The 19518-nt window shown below is 64.1% G+C and carries 17 protein-coding genes; 2 read left to right on the top strand and 15 right to left on the bottom strand.

Translation table 11 applies throughout. The features are described 5' to 3' along the window. Positions 1–139: 139 nt before the first annotated feature. The 12 genes from AC1DPF_RS03455 to AC1DPF_RS03400 form a co-directional block, all read right to left on the bottom strand. A complete protein-coding gene (locus AC1DPF_RS03455) occupies positions 140–409 on the bottom strand; it encodes a hypothetical protein (protein WP_477870012.1) in 270 nt (89 codons plus the stop codon). 22 nt (positions 410–431) lie between these two features. Further along, positions 432–1469 carry a chemotaxis-specific protein-glutamate methyltransferase CheB gene (gene cheB / locus AC1DPF_RS03450; RefSeq protein WP_477870010.1) on the bottom strand — a complete coding sequence of 346 codons (1038 nt, stop codon included), beginning with the start codon at positions 1467–1469 and terminating at the stop codon, positions 432–434. Positions 1470–1491: 22 nt separating this feature from the next. Continuing rightward, on the bottom strand, positions 1492–1941 hold the full coding sequence (locus AC1DPF_RS03445; RefSeq protein ID WP_477870008.1) for a chemotaxis protein CheW: 450 nt from the start codon (positions 1939–1941) through the stop codon (positions 1492–1494). 23 nt (positions 1942–1964) lie between these two features. Continuing rightward, positions 1965–2333 carry a response regulator gene (locus AC1DPF_RS03440; protein ID WP_477870006.1) on the bottom strand — a complete coding sequence of 123 codons (369 nt, stop codon included), beginning with the start codon at positions 2331–2333 and terminating at the stop codon, positions 1965–1967. A 75-nt stretch (positions 2334–2408) separates the two neighbouring features. Further along, a complete protein-coding gene (locus tag AC1DPF_RS03435) occupies positions 2409–2870 on the bottom strand; it encodes a chemotaxis protein CheD (RefSeq protein WP_477959832.1) in 462 nt (153 codons plus the stop codon). A gap of 89 nt (positions 2871–2959) precedes the next feature. Then, positions 2960–3985, bottom strand: coding sequence for a protein-glutamate methylesterase/protein-glutamine glutaminase (locus AC1DPF_RS03430; protein WP_477870004.1), 1026 nt, complete (start codon positions 3983–3985; stop codon positions 2960–2962). Then, positions 3982–4848 carry a CheR family methyltransferase gene (locus AC1DPF_RS03425; protein WP_477870002.1) on the bottom strand — a complete coding sequence of 289 codons (867 nt, stop codon included), beginning with the start codon at positions 4846–4848 and terminating at the stop codon, positions 3982–3984. The genes AC1DPF_RS03430 and AC1DPF_RS03425 overlap by 4 nt, the downstream gene beginning before the upstream one ends. Before the next feature lie 9 nt (positions 4849–4857). Continuing rightward, positions 4858–7095, bottom strand: coding sequence for a chemotaxis protein CheA (locus AC1DPF_RS03420; protein ID WP_477959718.1), 2238 nt, complete (start codon positions 7093–7095; stop codon positions 4858–4860). Next, positions 7092–7376, bottom strand: a complete 285-nt coding sequence (locus AC1DPF_RS03415; RefSeq protein WP_477869998.1) for an STAS domain-containing protein — start codon at positions 7374–7376, stop codon at positions 7092–7094. Before AC1DPF_RS03415 ends, AC1DPF_RS03420 begins: the two co-directional genes overlap by 4 nt. A gap of 54 nt (positions 7377–7430) precedes the next feature. After that, positions 7431–9302 carry a methyl-accepting chemotaxis protein gene (locus AC1DPF_RS03410; protein WP_477959717.1) on the bottom strand — a complete coding sequence of 624 codons (1872 nt, stop codon included), beginning with the start codon at positions 9300–9302 and terminating at the stop codon, positions 7431–7433. Between the two features lie 580 nt (positions 9303–9882). Beyond that, positions 9883–10503 (bottom strand): response regulator transcription factor, encoded by a 621-nt coding sequence (locus AC1DPF_RS03405; RefSeq protein ID WP_477959716.1) that lies wholly within the window; start codon positions 10501–10503, stop codon positions 9883–9885. Further along, the gene (locus AC1DPF_RS03400) at positions 10496–12007 is read right to left on the bottom strand and encodes a PAS domain-containing sensor histidine kinase (RefSeq protein WP_477959714.1); all 1512 of its coding nucleotides are present in this window, start codon (positions 12005–12007) and stop codon (positions 10496–10498) included. Before AC1DPF_RS03400 ends, AC1DPF_RS03405 begins: the two co-directional genes overlap by 8 nt. A gap of 857 nt (positions 12008–12864) precedes the next feature. Between AC1DPF_RS03400 and AC1DPF_RS03395 the strand changes: the two genes are divergently transcribed. After that, positions 12865–13845 carry a YihY/virulence factor BrkB family protein gene (locus AC1DPF_RS03395; protein WP_477869990.1) on the top strand — a complete coding sequence of 327 codons (981 nt, stop codon included), beginning with the start codon at positions 12865–12867 and terminating at the stop codon, positions 13843–13845. On the opposite strand, the gene AC1DPF_RS03390 is transcribed toward AC1DPF_RS03395, so the two are convergent. Further along, the gene (locus tag AC1DPF_RS03390) at positions 13842–13967 is read right to left on the bottom strand and encodes a hypothetical protein (protein WP_477959712.1); all 126 of its coding nucleotides are present in this window, start codon (positions 13965–13967) and stop codon (positions 13842–13844) included. The two genes, AC1DPF_RS03395 and AC1DPF_RS03390, sit on opposite strands and share 4 nt — an antisense overlap. A gap of 309 nt (positions 13968–14276) precedes the next feature. Here AC1DPF_RS03390 and AC1DPF_RS03385 point away from each other — a divergent pair, with 309 nt between their 5' ends. Continuing rightward, the gene (locus AC1DPF_RS03385) at positions 14277–15746 is read left to right on the top strand and encodes a protein adenylyltransferase SelO (RefSeq protein ID WP_477869986.1); all 1470 of its coding nucleotides are present in this window, start codon (positions 14277–14279) and stop codon (positions 15744–15746) included. Positions 15747–15857: 111 nt separating this feature from the next. Here AC1DPF_RS03385 and AC1DPF_RS03380 read toward each other — a convergent pair whose 3' ends face one another. Beyond that, a complete protein-coding gene (locus tag AC1DPF_RS03380) occupies positions 15858–17120 on the bottom strand; it encodes an MFS transporter (RefSeq protein ID WP_477869984.1) in 1263 nt (420 codons plus the stop codon). Positions 17121–17201: 81 nt separating this feature from the next. Further along, a complete protein-coding gene (locus AC1DPF_RS03375; RefSeq protein ID WP_477869982.1) occupies positions 17202–19412 on the bottom strand; it encodes a TonB-dependent receptor in 2211 nt (736 codons plus the stop codon). Positions 19413–19518: the final 106 nt, after the last annotated feature.

Genomic DNA, 19518 nt, shown 5'->3' with positions numbered 1-19518 from the left:
CAGGTGAAGCCACCTGACGGCTCGCAAATGCTAGAAAACATCCAGAGCAATGACCGATCGATGTAATCGTTCCTTGCTCTCCACCAGCGGCGCTGCGATGTCCCGCCGCCTCCCCGCGGCGTCGTTCAGGGTTTCGGCGTCACGCCTGCCGCGTGAGACCTTCGAGACGACTGGCTATGCTTTCCAACGGCGCTGCGGCGCTGGCGGCCTGGATATCCGGCGCGCGCAGGATATCCGCCACCGATGCGCAGCGCTGGCCGACATGGTCCAGAGCCTGCAGCTTTGCGACGTGCGCCGTCGTTATGGCGACGTCCTGGCAAAGCGCCACGCCGAGCATTTCCAGCTCGGCGCGCGCATCGTCCAGCTCGCTCGCCAGCATCGCCAGCAACGCCTTGTGATCGATCAGCATCTGGTTTCCCGATCTTGAAGGTTCAGGCGGCGTCGGCGATGCGGCGGCACGTTTCGAGCGCGACAACGCCGATCTCGCTGAGCGGCAGCTCGCGTTCGACGCCGCCGGCGGCGCAGGCCGCGGCGGGCGCCTCGTGGACCGCCGAGCTGGCGCTGTCCTGAGCCATGGTGAAGCCGCCAGCAGCGCGGAGCGCCTTCAGCCCGGCAGCGCCGTCGGTGCCCATGCCGGTCAGAACAACGCCAACCGCATTCGCGCCCGCAGTCTTGGCCATCGTCGCAAACAGGAGGCTGGCCGAAGGTCGAGCACCGTTGATCGGATCGGACTTCAGCAGGCGCAGCGTGGGGTTGGGCCATCGGCTCATCGCCGCATGGCTCGACGGATCGGTGACGAGGTAGATCGTCCCCTGGACCAGCGGCTGATCATCCTCGGCGAGCGCCACCTGGGCCGCGCAGGATGCCTTCAGCCGCTTGACGAGCGGATCGACGAAGCCCGGCTCGATCTGCAGCAGCAGGACGGTCGGCGGACAGTTCTTCGGAAAGGTCGGGAGCATGTTCAGCGCCGCATCGACGCCGCCGACGGATGCGCTCATGGCGACAACCTTGCCATTCCAGTCATAGCTGGCTTCGGTCGCATGGCGGATCGGCTTGACCTGCTTCACGCCGCCGTTGGACGCGGCGATGACGAGCGCCGCCAGCTTCGGAGCCAGCGCGTTGAATTCGTCCGGCGTGGCGCTCTTGGGCTTGGGGAAGCAGTCGATGGCGCCGAGTTCCAGCGCGCGGAAGGATGTTTCCGCGCCCTTCTGCGTAAGCGTTGACAGCATCACCACCGGGGTGGGCCGCTCGCGCATGATCTCCTCGAGGAATTCGAGGCCGCTCATCCCCGGCATTTCAACGTCCAGCGTTATCACGCTCGGCCGGAGCCGAATCATCATCTCGCGCGCTTCGTCGGCATTGGCGGCCATTCCGACCACTTCAATGCCGCGTGCGCGCTCGAGCACGCCACTGAACAGGGCGCGCATGGTCAGCGAGTCATCCACGATAAGAACTCGGGCTGTCGTCATCTCGGTAATCCTAGGTACGGGGTCAGGCGGCAGCTGCGAGGTCGGTGCCGGCAAGTTCGAGCGACAGGTGATCGAGCGCGAGGACCATCACCATCCGGTCTTCGACCGAAGCGATACCTTCGAGATAGGATGTGGTCGCACTGTCGCCGACGTTCGGCGGCGGCTGCATGCCGTCATTGTCGATCGAGACGATGTCATTGACCGAGTCGACGATCAGGCCCTGGAGCTGCCCGCCGATGCGAACGACGATGATGACGTGCCGCGCCGTCGGCTCGGTAAGGCCCCAGCCCAGCAGCGATGCCAGATCGATCACCGGCAGAACGGTTCCGCGCAGGTTCACAACGCCGCGAACATGCTCGGGAACGTGGGGCAGAAGCGTGGTGGGCGTCCATGCGCGGATCTCGCGGATCGCCATGATGTCGACGCCCAGATATTGTTCGCCGATCTGGAAGGTTATGAGCTGCCGGAGCATGATTTATCCTTTCGGTGAGGCTATCAGAGGGTGACGCGGCGAATTGCCGAGGCGAGCTTGTCCGGATCGAAGGGCTTCACGATCCAGCCCGTCGCGCCGGCTTCGCGGGCGCGGGTCTTCTTGGCATCGGAGCTTTCCGTCGTGAGCACCAGGATCGGCATCTCGCCGCCGCCGCGCTGGGCGCGAACCGCCTCGACCAGGCCGAAACCGTCCATGCGCGGCATGTTGATATCCGTAATCATGAGGTCGGGCTGATCGTTCGTCGCCAGCCACTCGAGGGCGGCGATGCCATCCACGGCCTCATGCACCATATGCCCCTGCTGGACGAGGGTGTGCCGGAGCAGCATGCGCATGCTCGGCGAGTCATCGACCGTCAAAATCGTCTTGGCCATAGTCTTCATCCTCGTTTCAGGGCGCTGCCCCGGCTATTGCAATCGGCGTCTGGAGTCTGCTTACCCACCTTTAGTTCAGAAAAGCTCAACGGCTCCGCCTCCCCTCGGCAGGACCGGACCGCGCGTTACGGCGGGAACATCCGCCGCGACCAGCCGGCAGCGGGCCTTGCCCGCCGTCGCGCGGAAATCGACGCGGCGCGCCAGCACTCCGCCAAGGTTGCTGTGCGCCAGCGGGATGCCATCGCGGAGGAGGAAGGCGCGCGCGAAGTCGGCATTGCTGGTGCCGATCGCCTGCATCCCCGCATGAAGATTGGCGCCGCCATAGAGATGCGCCCGCAATCGGCTGCGGATCGCGCCCGCCTGGAGCATCTCGTTGATCAGCAGTTCCATCGCATAGAGGCCATAGCGCTCGGCCTCCGCGGTGCTGCACACCGTGCCTTCGCGCGGCTCCGCCAGCAGGAAGTGGTTCATGCCGCCAACCCGCGCGAGCGGATCGAACAGGCAGCAGGCGACGCAGCTTCCCAACACGGTCGACATCACGACGTCGTCATTGTCCGTGACACGGCAGCTGCCCTGGACGATGTTGATCCGTATCTCGCGGGACAGTCCCCCATTTATGTCGTGCCTCAGAGGCTGCACAGGTCGAGCACCTTTCCTGCGATGCGGTCGATCGGCAGAACGTCTTCGACAGCGCCAATCTCATTGGCGACCCGCGGCATGCCGTAGACCACGCAGCTCGCCTCGTTCTGGCCGACAGTCCGAGCTCCTGCCTGGCGCATGGCCAGCAGGCCCTCCGCCCCATCACGTCCCATGCCGGTGAGGATCACGCCGACGGCCCGTGCGCCGATCGTCTGCGCAACCGAACGGAACAGCACGTCCACGGACGGACGGTGGCCACTGACCGTGCCTGCATCGATCAGCGAGCAGTGCGGCATCACCGTGCCGCGCACCATCAAGTGGCGCAGTCCACCCGGGGCGATATAGACATGCCCCTGCTCCAGCGGAGCGTCGGGCTCGGCCTCGCTGACCTTCGGCGCGCAGTTGGCATCGAGCCGCGCAGCGAAGGACGTGGTGAACGTCGCCGGCATGTGCTGGACCACGACCGTGGGCGGGCAATTTTCGGGAAAATGCTGCAACACCGTCATGAGCGCCTCGACGCCACCGGTGGACGCGCCGATCGCGATGATCTTGTCGCCAGCACGATAATTTTTGCGCGGTGCCGACGTCGGCGTCTCGCGGACGAGCGAACGGCGGCGGACGCGGGCAGCGCCCTTGACCATCGCCGCGAGCACGCCATCATCGGTCGCGATCAGGTCGGCAAGGCCGCCGCTGGGCTTGGCATAGCAATCCACCGCGCCCAGCTCGAGCGCGCGCACCGTCGCCTCGGCCCGCTTGGTTGTGAGCGTCGAGCACATCACCACCGGCGTGGGGCGCAGCCGCATCAGCTTTTCCAGGAAGTCGAGGCCGTTCATTCCCGGCATTTCGACGTCGAGCGTAATGACGTCCGGGTTCAGTTCACGGATCATCTCGCGCGCCGACTGGGCGCTCGCGGCGGACCCGATCACCTCGATCTCGGGATCGTGACGCAGCAATCCGCTCAGGAATGCGCGCATGGTCGGGGAGTCGTCCACGATCAGGCAACGGACGGTCATGCTGCGCCCTTTCTGTAGATGGTCTGCCCCACCGACACGAGGTGCTGGGCGGCGGGGCCGACCAGCCGCTCGGAATGGCCGATATAGAGAATGCCTCCGGGCACGAGCTGGTCGGCCAGGCGCTTCAGCAGCAGTTCCTTGGTCGGTTCGTCGAAATAGATCATGACGTTGCGGCACAGGATCAGGTCGAACTGGCCCTTGATCGGCCAGGCGTTCAGCAGGTTGAGCCTGCGGAAGCGTATCAGGTTGCGAACCGGCTGTGCGATGGTGAAGCGCTGCGCTTCGGATCGCGTCCATGCCTGCGCATAACGCGCGGGAATATCGCCCTTCAGACTGGCCGGATAAACGCCGGTCTCGGCGGTGCGAAGCACATGCTCGGCGAGGTCCGTGGCCAACAGGGCGACATCGCCTTGGCAAATGCGCCGCGCTTCGGCCATGTCGGTGCCGAGCAGGCACATCGCCAGCGAATAGATCTCCTCTCCGCTCGATGCCGCGGACGACCAGATCCTGATCCTCTCGCCACGCGCCAGACGATCGACATAGCTGCGACGCAGATGCTGCTCGAAATGATCGAAATGGTGGATTTCGCGAAAGAATTTGGTGTGGTTGGTGGTCAGCGCCTCGATCGCGCGCGCCCGCTCCGCCGAATCGTTGCGGATGATGTTTACATATTCGGCAAAGCTGCGCAGGTCCTTTTCGCGCAGGAATTTGGCCAGTCGGGAATAGATCAGCATCGCCTTGCCTTCAGGCATGCAGATGCCGGCATGGGCATGCACCATCGTAGCGATCGCTTCGAAGTCCTGTTCGGTATACCGATATTCCTGGCCGTCCTCGAAGGTGCGGCTGCTGGTGAGATCGTTCATCCTGTCAGCTCACTTCACGGCGCGAAGCGGCGAGCGCTCGATCTGCGGACGCGAAGCGCTGGTGATCGCCTCGACATCCAGGATGAGGGCGACACGCCCGTCGCCGAGGATCGTCGCACCCGCGACACCTTCGATCTGGCGATAATTGGACTCCAGGCTCTTGATGACGACCTGGCGCTGATCGCGAATCTCATCGACCATCAGCACCGCCTGGCCGGTCGCTTCGGACTCGACGACGATCAGCACCGCATCCGAAGGATCGGTCTTGGCGCCCGATATGGAGAGGCCCTCCGCCACCGACTGTACCGGCAACCAGGTACCCCGCACATTCAGCATCGGCTGGCTGTGCCCCATCATCTTCACATGATCCTGTTCGGGGCGAAGGCTTTCGATGATGTGGGTCAGCGGGATCACATAGGTCTCCTCGCCGACCGAGACGATCATGCCGTCGAGGATCGCGAGCGTCAGCGGCAGCGACATGGTGAAGGTCGAGCCTTCGCCAGGCCGCGACGAGATGCTGATGCGTCCGCCGAGCGCCTGGACGTTGCGGCGCACCACATCCATCCCGACGCCCCGCCCGGAGATGTTCGAAACCGACTCGGCGGTCGAGAAGCCCGCGGCGAAGATAAGATTGTCGATCTCCTCGTCGCTCAGCCGCGCGTCAGGCGAAACCAGCCCGCGTTCGATGGCCTTGCCGAGAACGCGCTCACGGTCGATGCCGCGGCCGTCGTCCGACACCGAAATCATGATGCGGCCGGAGCGGTGCTCGGCCGACAATCGCACCCGGCCCTGCGGATCCTTGCCCGCGGCAATGCGATCCTCGGGCCTTTCGAGGCCGTGGTCGATCGCGTTGCGGATCAGGTGGGTCAGCGGTTCGCCGATCCGCTCGACAACGGTCTTGTCGAGTTCGGTGCCCTCGCCTTCCACGTCCAGCTGGACGCGCTTGCCGGTGCTGGCCTGGAGTTCGCGCACGATCCGCGGCACGCGGCTGAACACCGATCGGATCGGCTGCGCGCGGATCGCCATCGCGCTGTCCTGCAGTTCGCGGGTCAAATGATCGAGGTCGCTCAGCTCGGTGATCTGGGCGAGGCCGCAGTTGAGCAGGCGCTGGGCGAGCATCGACTGGGTGATGACAAGTTCGCCGACCAGATTGACCAGCCGGTCGAGTTTCTCGAGATCGACGCGGATCGTCTGGGTCACGCCAACTGGTGCGCTGGCTCCCTTATCCTCGGGGGCCGGCACCGGCTCGGCCGCGGCGACAGGGACGGGCACGGGCACGGGCACGGGCACGGGCACGGGCACGGTGGTGGCGACGGACGCGCCAAGGGGCTCCGCCGTCGGGATTGGCACGACGGCAACCGGTGCGGGTTTGACGGGCTCAGCCACCTTCGGCGCCGCGGCGACAGCCGGCTCGACGGGCAATGGGGCCGCTACGGAGCCGAGATCGACGCCGTCGAAGACCAGCAGGCAGTCTTCCGCAACGAATTCGAAGATTTCGTCGATGGTGGCACGCTTGATCGCGTCGGGAAGGTCGACATGCCATCCGAGATAGCATTCCTCGGGATCGAACTGATCGATCGTGGGCAGCGCCGAGCAATCGACGTCGCGCACGCTAGCGCCGAGATCAACCAGCTCGCGGATCAGCAGCAGCGGTTCGCCGCCATGGGCCATTGCGCCGCGCGACGGGCGAATGAACAGCGTCGACTCGGCAGAGGCGGACTCCGGCGCTTCCTCTATCGCGCCCTTCTCCCAATCCGCGGCGGGGGCCGCGCCATCGTCGAGCTCGTCCATCAGGCCGGCGATATCGAAATCGAGGCCGGCATCGTCTTTCGCTTCCTCGACCGGCGAGGCGCCTTCCTCCACTGCCGGCGTACCCGATGACACGTCCTGGAGACGCTTCAGCACATCGGCATCGTCCGGCGTCGGAGCCTCCCCGCCGATCGCCGCGACATGGTCGGAAAGCATATCGAAGCCAGCGAGCAGCACCGAGACCAGGCCCGGCGTCATCGCGTGGTCGCCGCTGCGGACCTGATCGAGCAGCGTTTCGAAATGATGCGTGAAATGCTGAAGCGCGGTGAAGCCGAAGGCGCCAGAACCGCCCTTGATCGAGTGAACCGCCCGGAAGATCGTGTTGATCGTCTCGGAATCGTGCGAGCCCGACTGCAGCGCCAGCAGACCTTCTTCCGCCTGCACCAGCCCTTCGGCGCATTCCTGGAAGAAGATGTCCTGAATCTCTTCGATTTTCATGACGTTGCTCCGTCTGCGGGGAGGAGGATCTGCTTCATGCCGGCCAGCTTCAGGGTCGCGGCGAGCGTGTCGCCGACGCCCGCCAGAACCACGCCGGTGCCGCGTTCCCGGCCGGTGCGGACGGCACTGGCGAGGAGTTGAAGCCCGGCCAGGCCGATCTGCTCGACCGCCTCGCAGGCGATCTCGATGGACCCCGCTTCGGCGAAGGCCGCCTTCAATTCATCGAGATGAGCCTTGACCGCACTGCGATCCATGATCGGGGTAAGGGTAATGCGGGTCATGCGAGACGCTCCATGCACAGGGCTTCTATCGTGTCGGACGGTTCAAACTGGTCCTCAGAACTCGTTCCAGTCGTCTTCCGGCGCGATCGCGAGAGCCGCGTTGCCACGTGAGGCCGGAGCGCTGCGGACGATACGGGCCGCTACCGGGCTCGGAGCCTGGTGGGCTTCGCCGCGCATCGGCTCGATCCTGGCGCCGCTGCCGACGTCGAAGCGCGAAACCTGGGTGACGAGCTGTTCGGCTTCGGTGGCAAGGCTCCGCGCGGCAGCCGCGCATTCCTCGACCATCGCGGCGTTGCGCTGGGTCACGCTGTCCATCTCGGTGATGGCGGTATTGACCTGCTGGAGGCTGGCGGACTGCTCCTGTGCCGCGGTCGCGATGTCGCTGACCAGGCTGCTCACCTCGTTGACGCGCTCGGAGATCCGCTCCAGCGACTTGCCGGTTTCACCGACCAGCCTGACGCCGCTTTCCACTTGACTGGAACTCGCCATGATGCGGGCTTTGACGTCCTTCGCCGCTTCTGCCGCGCGCTGCGCCAGCGCCCGGACCTCGGATGCGACCACCGCGAAGCCCTTGCCGGCATCGCCCGCCCGCGCCGCTTCCACGCCGGCGTTCAGCGCCAGCAAATTCGTCTGGAAAGCAATTCCATCGATGACGGTGATGATGGCAGCGATTTCCTGCGAGCCGCGCTCGATGCCGTTCATGGCCTCGATGGTCTCCTGGACGACGGCTCCGCTCTTGTCGGCGTCGACCTTGGCCAGGGCGACCGCCGCATTGGCCTTGGTTGCGCTCTCTGCAGTTTCCTTCACGGTTGCATTGATCTGGTTCATCGCAGCAGCGGTTTCTTCGAGGCTCGCCGCCTGGCGTTCGGTGCGCCGGGATAGGTCACCCGAGGCTTGGTCGACCTCGCCGGCGCCGGTGCGGATGCCGCCGCTGCTCGACGAAATCGTGAGCATCGCAGTGCGCAACCCCTGGACCGCTGCGTTGAAATCATGCTCGAGCTTCGCATAGCCGTTTGGAAAACCGCTCAGCGAGGTGGTCAGGTCGCCTTCGGAAAGCTTGGCGAGACTATTGGCGAGTTGGTCGACCACCAACTGCTGCTCTGCGTCGGATCGCACCTTGTCCGCATCCGACTTGCTCTTGGCGATCGCCGCATCGCGGAACTGCTGGACGGCCGCCGCCATCCCGCCAAGTTCGTCGCCACGATCGATGCCGGGAATCTCGGACTGGGCATCGCCCTCGGAAAGCGCGGTCATGCGGCTCGCCAAGGCTCCAATCGGCGCCGAAATCCCGCGGCGCGCGATCATCAATCCGGCAACCATGCTGAGGATGACGCCAATGATACCGCTGGAGACGATCAACTTGATCGTGGAAGCAGTATCGGCCGAGAGGGCGGCGGCTTCGTCCGTAGCGGTCTTGCCCAACTGGTCGTTGAGCGCCACCACGGTTTTCGAAAGGGCGTCCATATCGCGATCGACGTTGGACAACGCGATCCGCGCTTCATCCTTGCGATCGGCGAGCCCAAGGCCGATGGCTGCCTCGTTCGCCTGCGCGACTTCCGTCATCGCGGCGCGGATGGGCAGGGCCTCATCCGAGATATCCGGGTTGAACTTAACGGCCTCGTCGAGTGTCGCGACGGCAGACTCTCCACTCTTCCGCGCCTGTTCCGCGGCGCTGCGAGCTTCCTGGCTGGTGCCCGGATAGGCCATCACCCGATAGCCGCCATAAACCATGTCCACCGCTTGCCGAAGCGACCGCGTCATGCGCTGCACCGACGGCTGAACATGGTTGGTCAGCTGGCCGTAGGACGTGTCCATCTTGATGAAGCGGGCTGTCGCGAGGCCAGTGATGCCAAGGGCGAAAGCTGCCAGCAGGCCGACGACCAGAGCGATCTTTTGAGAGATGGAAAAGTTGCTGAGGTTGAACATCGGTATTTCCTCGAATGACGAAAAATCAGGAATAAACTCGATCCAATGGACGTGCGCTGCGACTTCGGAGTGAGACGCGCAAAGGGACCTTGCCCGGTGTTCGGGATGGATTGCGGTGTTCTGGCCGGCAGGCGAACGAAAACGCGACACCTCGCCTGCCCGCAGCTGCGGGCGATGGCGTTGAAAAGGATGCCGCTTCGCTCGTTTTGATCGAGCCGTTCTGATAATGCATCGTGTGCCGCCTGCGACATGACTATGCGCAGTTTGCTAGGACCTCGAGGTTAACAAGAGGCTAAGTATGGGCCCGGGATTTTTACCACCAATTTTTACCAACTGATATCGCACGGCGATTTCGCCAGCCTCGACCACCCACCCTCCTGTTTTATTTGGGAGAACTTGCTGTCGAGCGCGTGGAACCGACGAGAGCGGACGTGCCAGGCGATCGCAGCACCGCCCTGCCCGAGAGAGGCTGTCGGGTGCCTCCACAATCGCCGCGATCCCGCCCCTCGCTCGGTGAGCCTGCTGATTCGCTTCGGCGAAACTGGCGCAGCGCCTGAACAGAGGCGCAAGCTGGAGCTGCCTAACCGTTGATCAGCTTGGCCGCGAATGCGATCTTCAGGATATCGGCGACACTATCCACCGCCAGCCGGTCCATGAGCGCCGCGCGGTAAAGCTCGACAGTCCGCACGCTCAGGCCGAGCTTGTACGCGATCATCTTGTTGGGATGTCCTTCGACAAGCCCCATCATCACGTCCTGTTCGCGCGGCTTGAGGCGGGCGACCTTGGCTTCGGCCTCTGCGGTCCGGGCACGGCTCTCGGCGCTGCTGCTCAGCCGCTCGATCGCATCAACGATCGCGCTCTCGAGTTGTTCGAACAGCACCGGCTTCTCGATAAAATCGGTCGCCCCATTGCGCATCGCTTCCACGGCCAGGGCGATATTGCCCTCGCCGGTCAGCATCACGACCTGATGGGGCGATTTTCGCCTCTGCATCTCCTGCAAGACCTGCATGCCGGTCATCACCGGCATGCTGAAATCGAGCAGCACGCAACCTGGTGCCGCCGACCGCTCCTCCTCGAGCCACGAAGGGCCGTCGGAATATGCCTTCAGCTTCCACGGCGTCCGGGTCGACAGCAGGTCGATGAGCGACTCGCGAAGATCGTCGTCATCGTCGATGATGTATACACAGGCTGGGTCAGCCATCCCTTCCCTCCTCGTTCACCGCTACTGGAAGGATCAATGCGAACCGGGCGCCCCTCTCCACCGCAGCTGTGTAGAGGAGCTGGCCGCCATGCGCTTCCATGATGCGTTTGCTGATCGACAGGCCGACGCCCATGCCCCCGAGCTTTTCGGTGGAGAAGGGCTTGAAGATCTCGGCAGCTCGCTCCGCTGTGATGCCAGGGCCATTATCTTCGACGGCAATCTCGCTGAATCCGTTGGGCAGCCGCCGCACCGTCAACGAGATCGCCGGCCTCGCCGTTCCCGGCTGCTCGAGCGCTTCGACGGCATTGCGCAGGAGATTGAACAGCACCTGCTGGATCTGCACGCGATCCGCAAGCACCGCGGCTTGCGGCTCGTCGATCTTGATCTTGAGCGATATGCCCTTCTGCCGAACGGCGCTCGACAGGAGCGCCGTCGCTTCGTTCACGATCGCGGCCACGGGCTCGATCCGCTTGTCCGCTTCTCCCTTCTCGACGAAGGAGCGGAGCCGTTTGACGATGGCACCGGCCCGCATGGACTGGTCGCTGGCTTTCTTGATCGCCTCCAGCAGCCGCTGGTGATGTGCGGGGTCCCCCGATTGCACCAGGAATTCCGCGGTCGAAAGCTGGTTCACCACCGCGCTTAGCGGCTGGTTGAGCTCATGAGCCAGCGCCATGCTCAACTCGCCGACGGCGCTCAACCGGGCGACATGGATCAGATCATTCTGCAACAACTGCAGCTTGGCCTCGGTTTCGAACCGCTGCGTGTGATCGCGGATGAATCCGGTGAACAGCCGCTCGCTGTCGGTGGACGCGTCGCCTACCCACAATTCGATCGGGAATTCGGTGCCATCGGCCCGGACCCCGTACATGATCCGCGATTGGCCCATGATCCGCGCTTCGTTGGTCTTGAGGTAGCGCAGAAGATAACCCGCATGTTCCGAGCGATAGGGCTCCGGCATGAGAATCTCGATGGGCTGACCGATCGTTTCCGACTGCACCCGGCCGAACATTCGTTCGGCGGCGGCGCTGAATCCACGGATCTTGCCGAACTCGTCGATCACGATCATCGCGCTGGGGACGGTCGACATCGTCGCGCGAAGCTCGGCTTCGCCGCGTCGTTTGTCGGTCTGGTCGATCAGCGCACCGACAAGCTGTCGTAATTCGCCGCCTTCGAGCAGCGGGCGAAGAGAGGCACGGAGATGCCGGCGATCGCCGTCACGGCGCACGAATATCGAGGAAATGCCGATCTGCGGCTCACCCTCGCGCAGGCAGCGCCGCAGCTTGCGAAGATGCTTCGCCTTGGCGGTCAGTGGCAGGCGGCGGAAAGCGGCGATGTCGAAGCGACTGAGCCCGGCGGGAAGCTCCAGCATGTTCGCAGCACCGGCCGAAAGTCTCACCTCTGCGGCGCACAGATCCCAGGCGAAAAAGCCGATAGTCTCAAGATCGGAAGCGGCCCCCATCTGCAACGCAGTGACCGCGGCTTCCGCCGACTCATACCCCAACATACTCGCTTCGACGTTCAAAGGCCGCCCCCTCGCTGTGCGATGATTGCACAGCGATCTCTTACCGCGTGTCGCGCTACCACTCTTCCAGCTGCAAACAGATACTAGACATTTACTTATATTGCAAAGATTACGTAGTTTCCCCTATAATATGCAAAGAACTTAGGCTCGCACCCTTCGGCCAATTTGTTTTCCGGATTACATTGTCCACGACCATCTTCGCTGCACCGCAGTAAACTTTTCTCCTTCTCCTGTGCAATGATCGCTGTTCTCTATATCTTTTCAGAGGCGATTCGAGCTGCCATTTCCCCATATGCGCCGCTGAGTTTAATCCAATTTGGATAGAAACAATCTCCCCTACACCCTCGACTCAGACAGCGCATGTCGGAGCAAGTGAATCTACGTTGGTATTATTCGATACTTGTCATGACGGGGCGGATCCAACATCACTCAGMCTCGGCATGTTGATGAGCGTCAGTATCGGGGAGTGGGTCAAGTGGGAGCTTACCGGGTTTACATCATGGACTGCATGGGCCTCCATATCGAGGACTGCGCCTCGATCAGCGCAGCGAACGATGCGGACGCGATCCAGGCCGCGGAGCGTCGCCACGACCGTCACCCGTCCGAACTATGGCTAAAAGACCGGCTCGTCAGGGCATTCCCTTCACACCGGGCGGTGTACCGCACCGCGCAATAGCCGTGCCATGGTCTGCGATCCCATCTGTCTGATCGGGATCGGTTATCCTTGGAGCCGCCGAAAAGAGGAGGCTTCTCCGGACAGCAGAGGCCCGATCCCTTTCCGCGAAAATTTCCCTGACTTTTGAGCAACTCACGCGTTTGAATATGCGGGAGCACGCGACATGACAGCCACGGAGGATCAGGACGATCTCGGCGCGACCGCCAGCAGCCCCGGCGTATTAGGCTGGCCCGCCTGGCGCGCGATACTCGGGCGAGTGTGGATCAATAGCGGTCGGCATAACATCGGACTGATGGCCGGCGGAGTAGCCTTCTATGGCTTCCTGTCCTTCGTGCCGCTGCTCGGCGCGCTGGTTATGACCTATGGCCTGATTGCCGACCCGTCCACAGTCGCCAAGCACATGCGGATGATCATCGATCTGGTTCCCGCCGAGGCCGCGAAGCTGATCTACGATCAACTCCTCTCGCTGACCACCGCGGCCGCCAGCAAGAAAGGCCTCGGGCTCGGGCTCGCCATGGCGGTCTCGATCTTCGGCGCGAGCCGCGCGGCGGGCGGGATGATGAGTGCGCTCAACGTGATCTACGAACAGGAGGACCGTCGCGGGATCCTGCGGAGCACCGGGATCGCTACGCTCATGATCGTCTGCGCCATCCTGATCGGAATCGTCGGCGTGCTGTCTGCCTCGGTGCTGGGTTTCGTCGAGGACCTCATCGGCGGGCTGAGCGCGATCGGCGCCACCTTGGTCCGGATGGCCACCTGGGTGCTGGCCGGCCTGCTGGCCAGCGCGACGATCGCGGCAATGTATCGCTTCGCGCCGGATCGAGAGGATGCGCGCTGGCGCTGGCTCAGCGTGGGAGCCGTGCTGGCGACGATCTCCTGGCTGCTGGTGACGATCGGCTTTGGCTTCTACGCATCCCGGTTCGGCGGCTATGACGTGACCTATGGATCGCTCAGCGCGATCGTGGTGCTGCTGATGTGGCTGTACCTCTCGGCCTACGCAATCCTGGTCGGCGCGCTGGTGAACGCAGAAGCGGAACGGCAGACCTGCGTCGACAGTACCGTGGGCCCGCCGCAGCCACTGGGCGAACGCGGCGCGACGATGGCCGACATGAGCGCCGCGCTCGACACGCGCGCTACGAACTAAAGACCGCGCAAGCGCACGCCGTGCTGCCGAACCGGGCGACCCGACCAATATCGACCGGTCACCGCATCGCTGCGTCCGCTGCCGTGGCGGGCTTTTTCCATGTGCAGCATCGACAGCTTCATATGGGCGTCAGCAGCGACACTGCTCGACGCTCGATGCGCCATGTCCAACTCCGCTCTGGCGCGTCGAACATGATATTCGCGATCACCGTGAGTCATGGAAAGTCTCCGATCGCCGAGCACTTTGCCGCCGCTGCACGTGCAGGTCATTTACCTGGGTGGAAATATGTACCGAAAAATCCTCTAGCCGCCCTCATTCCAGCGGAATCGGGCTGGCGGTATCGCCGCGGCTCTCCGGGCCATTGGTGATTCCACCCGAGGTGAAATCGCTCTAGAGCCGATGAACTTCGACCGTCGCAAGGGAGTTACAAGATGATGCCCATTCCCTTCGACAATAGCTATGCGCGCCTGCCCGACCGCTTCTTCGCCCGCGTAGCGCCCGCCAGGGCCCCGGCGCCGGCGCTGGTGCGGGTCAACGATGCGCTCGCCGGCGAGCTCGGCATCGACGCCGCATGGCTGCGCCGGCCGGACGGCCTGGAAATCCTGTCGGGACGAGAGATTGCGGACGGCTCCGACCCGATCGCGCTGGCCTATGCCGGGCACCAGTTCGGCAGTTTCGTGCCACAGCTTGGCGACGGGCGCGCGATCCTGCTTGGGGAAGTGGTCGACACCCAGGGCAGGCGACGTGATATTCAGCTCAAGGGCGCCGGGCGGACGCCCTTCTCCCGCTCGGGCGACGGACGCGCCGTGCTGGGCCCGGTGCTGCGCGAATATCTCGTCAGCGAAGCCATGGCCGCGCTAGGCATCCCCACCACGCGCGCCCTCGCAGCCGTGACCACCGGGGAACCCGTCATGCGCGACACCATGCTGCCGGGCGCGGTCCTCACGCGCGTCGCAGCCAGCCATATCAGGGTCGGAACCTTCCAGTTCTTCGCGGCCCGCGGCGACCGGGAGGCGCTTGGTCTGCTCGCCGATCATGCCATATCGCGGCATTATCCGGCGGCAGCCGCAGCAGCCCGGCCCTATCGCGCCTTTCTGGACGCGGTGATCGCCGCTCAGGCGGATCTGGTTGCGCGCTGGCTGCTGGTCGGGTTCATCCATGGCGTGATGAATACCGACAATATGGCGATTTCGGGCGAGACGATCGACTATGGCCCCTGCGCCTTCATGGACCATTATGATCCGGCGACGGTGTTCAGCTCGATCGACCGGATGGGGCGCTATGCCTATGGCAACCAGCCGCGCATCGCCCACTGGAACCTCGCGCGGCTGGCAGAGGCGGTGCTACCGCTGCTCGCCGACGATGAAGACGCGGCGCTCGCCGACGCGCAGGAGGCGCTGACGACGTTCGCGCCGGCCTTCGAGGCGGCCTATCACAGCGGCCTGATGCGCAAGCTCGGCCTGTCGGGCAGGCACGAGGACGACGTAGATCTTATCAGCGCCATCCTCGGCGCCATGACGGAGAACCAGGTCGACTTCACCCTGTTCTTCCGCCGATTGGGCGACGCCGTCCTGGGCGATGGCGAGCCGATCCGCTCGCTCTTCGTCGATCCGACCACCTATGACGGCTGGGCGCTACGCTGGCAGAGGCGCCTGGCCGACGAGCCGCTGGATGCGGCTGAGCGCCGCGCGGCGATGAACTCCGTCAATCCGGCCTTCATCCCGCGCAACCACCATGTCGAGGCGATGATAAACGCTGCGGTGGACGATGAGGATTTCGCGCCATTCGAGGAACTGCTGTCCGTCACATCCCGCCCCTATGATGATCAGCCCGACTTCGAACGCTATGCCGAACCGCCGCTGGCCCATGAGCGGGTTGCAGCGACTTTCTGCGGCACGTGACGCCATAGCCGCCCTGCCCCCTGCGCCTCTAGCTAGACCAGCGGTTCCGATGCGTCATCTGCCGTAACGGCCGGCCTGGGCGCAAAGATTCTTCGCCCGCGCCCGCCTTGGCTATTCCGAAAGCGATCGGGCCCAGTCGCGGCGGATGAAGGTGAGAGCGGTGGCGGCAAGGAGCACGGCCAGGAAAACCTGCCACGCCATGCGATAATCGCCGGTCATGTCAAATGCCCATCCGGCCAGCATCGGACCGCCCATGGCCAGCGGGGTCATCGCCGCCCGCGTTCCGCCCAGCGCGCTGCCGCAGCTGGCGAGCCCGAAGATGTGGGAGACGAGCGCGGCCCATACCGGCATCATGCCGCCAAGTCCCAGGCCGAATATGATGGCGGCGCAGGCCAGGGTCGCATAGCCGCCCTCGGCGATCAGCAGGACCATCGCGGCCGCCATCAGCAACAGGCCCAGACGCTGCGCCCAGCGCAGGTCGACCCGATCCGCCACCAGACCGAAGGCAAGCTTGCCGGCGAGGGCTCCGCCGCCGACCATGGATACAAGCGTGGCGCCTTCCAGACTGGTGAAGCCCCGCCCGATCGCATAGGGTACGAGCGAGATCATCATCGCGCCATTCACGCCGATCATCGTGCCGCAGCAGGCGGAGATGATCCAGAAGCCCGGGATGGCGCCGAGCGCGCGGAAGCCCATCACCTTCCGCCCCACCGGGAAGGCGGGCTGGAGCTTGCGCTCCCGCTCGGGCATGGTCGGCGGCACCGTGGCGAACAACCAGATCGGCCCTATGAGCAACAGCATCGCCAGCCCGTAGATGGCGAAGGTCGCGCGCCAGCCGGCCATGTCGATCAGCGCGCTCGACAACGGCGGAAAGACCATCGCTGCGACCGAGGCGCCGATGATCGAGAGGCCCAGCGCCAGCCCGCGGCGGCGTTCGAACCAGTGCGAGATCAGATAATTGCTGGTCACATTGCCGATGAAGATGTCCGCCGTGGCGATCAGCGTGCCGAACAGCAGCACGATCTGCCACATCGCGGTGGTCGCGCCGACCAGCGCCAGCCCGACGGCTGTGCCGACCACGCCGATCAGCGCCAGCCTGCGGATCGGCCAGCGATCGGCAAGCCAGCCAACCGGTGCCGAACCCAGCGCCCCGATCAGCACGACCAGCGAATAGGCGAAGTTGATCACCGTGCGCGGCGCCTGGAACTCTTGTTCGAAGGCGGCGGAATAATTGCCATAGGCATAGTAGATGGGGCCGGAAGCGAACAGCTGCAGCAGGAAGCCGAGGCCGACGGCATACCAGCCGGGATATATCCCGCTGCCCTTGGCAGCTGTGGCCGCCGGCTGAGGACATTCCGGTTCGGATCCGCGCATATTCTCTCCCGAGTTTCCAGTTCGATACCGGGATGCCAGGATGCGGGCCCGGACCCTCGCGCGGCCGGGCCTGCACCGCGATCAGAAGAAATATTCGAGCTTCACCCCATAGGTGGCCGGCTTCGCGTAGGTCACCGAGGTGGCGATGCCCGAAACCAGGATGCCGGCAATATATTTCTCGTCGAAGATGTTGTTGCCGAACAGGGTGGCCCGCCAGCGTTCATCGGCCGTGGTATAGGCGACATTGGCGTTGAACACCGTGAAGCTCGGCTGGCGGATATTGCCCTCGATATCATGGTTCATCCGCCCGGTGTACGAGCCGGTGAGGTTGAAGAGCAGGCCGGCGCCGCCAGCGACCATCGTCTCATAGGCGATCGTTCCGTTGAGCTGCAGCCGCGGCGTCCGGACCAGGCGGTTTCCGCTTGCATCGGCGATGATGTAGCTGGTGTTCCCGCCGATCGGCACCCCGGCCGCGTTGGTCGTCGGCCGGAAACCCTGCGCTCGCTCGAATTCGGTATATTCGCCATGCGTGTAGGCGACGCCGCCGCGGATCGACAGCCCCTTCGCCGGCGCTACCGTGGCATTGGCTTCGAAGCCGTAGATCTCGGCCTTGGCCGCGTTGCGCAGCGTCGGGGATACCGCGGTCGCGCCGAAGGCCGAGACCTGCAGGTTCTTGTACTTGTAGAAATAGGAAGCCGCATCGAAGCTCAGCGCGCGTGAGGGCGATCCCTTCATGCCGATTTCGAATGCATCCACCGTTTCCGGCTTGACCGCCACGCCCTGCAGGCCGTTGGCGTTGAAAACCCCTGATTTGAAGCCCTTGCTGTAGCTCGCATAGGCATTGACCGTCGGGGTGACCGCGTAGCGCAGCGACAGGCGCGGCGTGAAGCTGTCGAAACTGTCGCGGGCAGCGGTTAGCGTCGCCGGGTTTTCCTGTCCGGTCGCCGGAACGATGCGGGCACCGCGGAATTTCGGCTTGTCCTTGCTGTAGCGCAGGCCGCCGATCATGGTGAGCCGGTCATTGAGCTTGTAGGTCAGCTCGCCGAAGACCGCGACGGCCGTGATCTTGATGTCGTTCACGTTCACGCCCGACGTCAGCGGAGGTCTGCCGTCGGTGGTGAGGCCGCCGAAGGAACGAAGATGGAAGAAGCCGTCCTCCTCATAATAGGTGGCGCCGGCAAGCCAGGACAGCGGGCCCGTGCCGTTGGAGACGAGCGTGAGATCCTGCGAAATGGTGTCGTCGCCGAAACCGATGCGCGACTGGGAGAAGGCCGCCGGCGTGAGGTCGGAGTCGGTGAAGACGAACTGGCGCGCCTTCGTGAAGGCGCTCAGCGAGGTCAGCGTCGCGAAGCCGAAATCATATTCGATGAGCGTGCTGCCGCCCCAGGTCGTGACCCGGTTGATCGGCACCAGGTTGAGCGCTGACGTGTTGGGCTTGCGCGCAATCAGGATGCCGGGCACCGTCGCGCGGAGCTGGGCATCGCCGTTCAGCGGCTGGTTGCCGAAGGTCGTCAGGTCGTTGGCCCGATTATAATAGCCCGTCAACTTGACCCGCAGCTGGTCGTTCGGCTCGAAGAGCATCTTGCCGCGAAGACTCTTCGAATGCAGATATCCCAGGCGTTTGTTCAGATAGATGTCGCGGCGGAAGCCGTCATTGGTCAGATAGTCGCCGGAGAGGCTGACCGCGACCGTGTCGGACAACGGCGTGGACGCGAAGAAATTGGCCTGGAATTCATCGAAGCGGCCATAGCTCACCGCCAGCTTTCCGGTGGTCTCGCCCAGCTTGGGATCGCGCGTGGTGATGCTGATCGCGCCGCCGGCGGCGTTGCGGCCGAACAGCGTTCCCTGCGGCCCCTTCAGCACCTCGATCCGCTGAAGATCGACGAAGCGCAGGAAATTACCCGCCTGGAACGGCTGATAGACGCCGTCGATATAGATGGCGACGTTCGAACTGTCGCCGACCGAACTGCCGCTCGAACCGATGCCGCGGATCACCGGCTGCGCCGACGAGCCGACCGATTGAAAGTTCAGGCCCGGCGTGATCTGGGTCATCGAGCGGGCATCGGCGATGCCGGTGCGGGCGAGCGTTTCGGTGGTGAAGGCGGTGATCGAGAAAGGAACCTGGCTCTGCTTCTCGACGCGGCGCTGCGCCGTGACGACGATATCGCCGATCGCCTCGGAACCTGCCGAAGTCTCGGCGCCGGCCGTGGAAACCGGCTGGGCCGCAGCGACGCTGGAAAGTGCCAGCACTGCCACCGCTGAGGCTGCTGACAGACTGTCGATCAGGCGCATGTTTCTCTCCCCTTTATTTTGCTTTTTTAAGCTTCGGCCAATGACTATGGCCCCGGAAAATGCTTCTCAAGCCGGTGGGGATTCGATCACATCCATGAATGTTTGG

The organism is Rhizorhabdus sp. P4_G6 (assembly GCF_056401045.1).
This window is presented reverse-complemented; position numbering and strand designations above follow the sequence as displayed.

What these genes read in the sequence shown, in the direction of transcription:
- AC1DPF_RS03455 (WP_477870012.1), bottom strand. Translation starts at nt 409, where the DNA reads ATGCTGATCGATCACAAGGCGTTGCTGGCGATGCTGGCGAGCGAGCTG.
- cheB (WP_477870010.1), bottom strand. Translation starts at nt 1,469, where the DNA reads ATGACGACAGCCCGAGTTCTTATCGTGGATGACTCGCTGACCATGCGC.
- AC1DPF_RS03445 (WP_477870008.1), bottom strand. Translation starts at nt 1,941, where the DNA reads ATGCTCCGGCAGCTCATAACCTTCCAGATCGGCGAACAATATCTGGGC.
- AC1DPF_RS03440 (WP_477870006.1), bottom strand. Translation starts at nt 2,333, where the DNA reads ATGGCCAAGACGATTTTGACGGTCGATGACTCGCCGAGCATGCGCATG.
- AC1DPF_RS03435 (WP_477959832.1), bottom strand. Translation starts at nt 2,870, where the DNA reads ATGTCGACCGTGTTGGGAAGCTGCGTCGCCTGCTGCCTGTTCGATCCG.
- AC1DPF_RS03430 (WP_477870004.1), bottom strand. Translation starts at nt 3,985, where the DNA reads ATGACCGTCCGTTGCCTGATCGTGGACGACTCCCCGACCATGCGCGCA.
- AC1DPF_RS03425 (WP_477870002.1), bottom strand. Translation starts at nt 4,848, where the DNA reads ATGAACGATCTCACCAGCAGCCGCACCTTCGAGGACGGCCAGGAATAT.
- AC1DPF_RS03420 (WP_477959718.1), bottom strand. Translation starts at nt 7,095, where the DNA reads ATGAAAATCGAAGAGATTCAGGACATCTTCTTCCAGGAATGCGCCGAA.
- AC1DPF_RS03415 (WP_477869998.1), bottom strand. Translation starts at nt 7,376, where the DNA reads ATGACCCGCATTACCCTTACCCCGATCATGGATCGCAGTGCGGTCAAG.
- AC1DPF_RS03410 (WP_477959717.1), bottom strand. Translation starts at nt 9,302, where the DNA reads ATGTTCAACCTCAGCAACTTTTCCATCTCTCAAAAGATCGCTCTGGTC.
- AC1DPF_RS03405 (WP_477959716.1), bottom strand. Translation starts at nt 10,503, where the DNA reads ATGGCTGACCCAGCCTGTGTATACATCATCGACGATGACGACGATCTT.
- AC1DPF_RS03400 (WP_477959714.1), bottom strand. Translation starts at nt 12,007, where the DNA reads ATGTTGGGGTATGAGTCGGCGGAAGCCGCGGTCACTGCGTTGCAGATG.
- AC1DPF_RS03395 (WP_477869990.1), top strand. Translation starts at nt 12,865, where the DNA reads ATGACAGCCACGGAGGATCAGGACGATCTCGGCGCGACCGCCAGCAGC.
- AC1DPF_RS03390 (WP_477959712.1), bottom strand. Translation starts at nt 13,967, where the DNA reads ATGAAGCTGTCGATGCTGCACATGGAAAAAGCCCGCCACGGCAGCGGA.
- AC1DPF_RS03385 (WP_477869986.1), top strand. Translation starts at nt 14,277, where the DNA reads ATGATGCCCATTCCCTTCGACAATAGCTATGCGCGCCTGCCCGACCGC.
- AC1DPF_RS03380 (WP_477869984.1), bottom strand. Translation starts at nt 17,120, where the DNA reads ATGCGCGGATCCGAACCGGAATGTCCTCAGCCGGCGGCCACAGCTGCC.
- AC1DPF_RS03375 (WP_477869982.1), bottom strand. Translation starts at nt 19,412, where the DNA reads ATGCGCCTGATCGACAGTCTGTCAGCAGCCTCAGCGGTGGCAGTGCTG.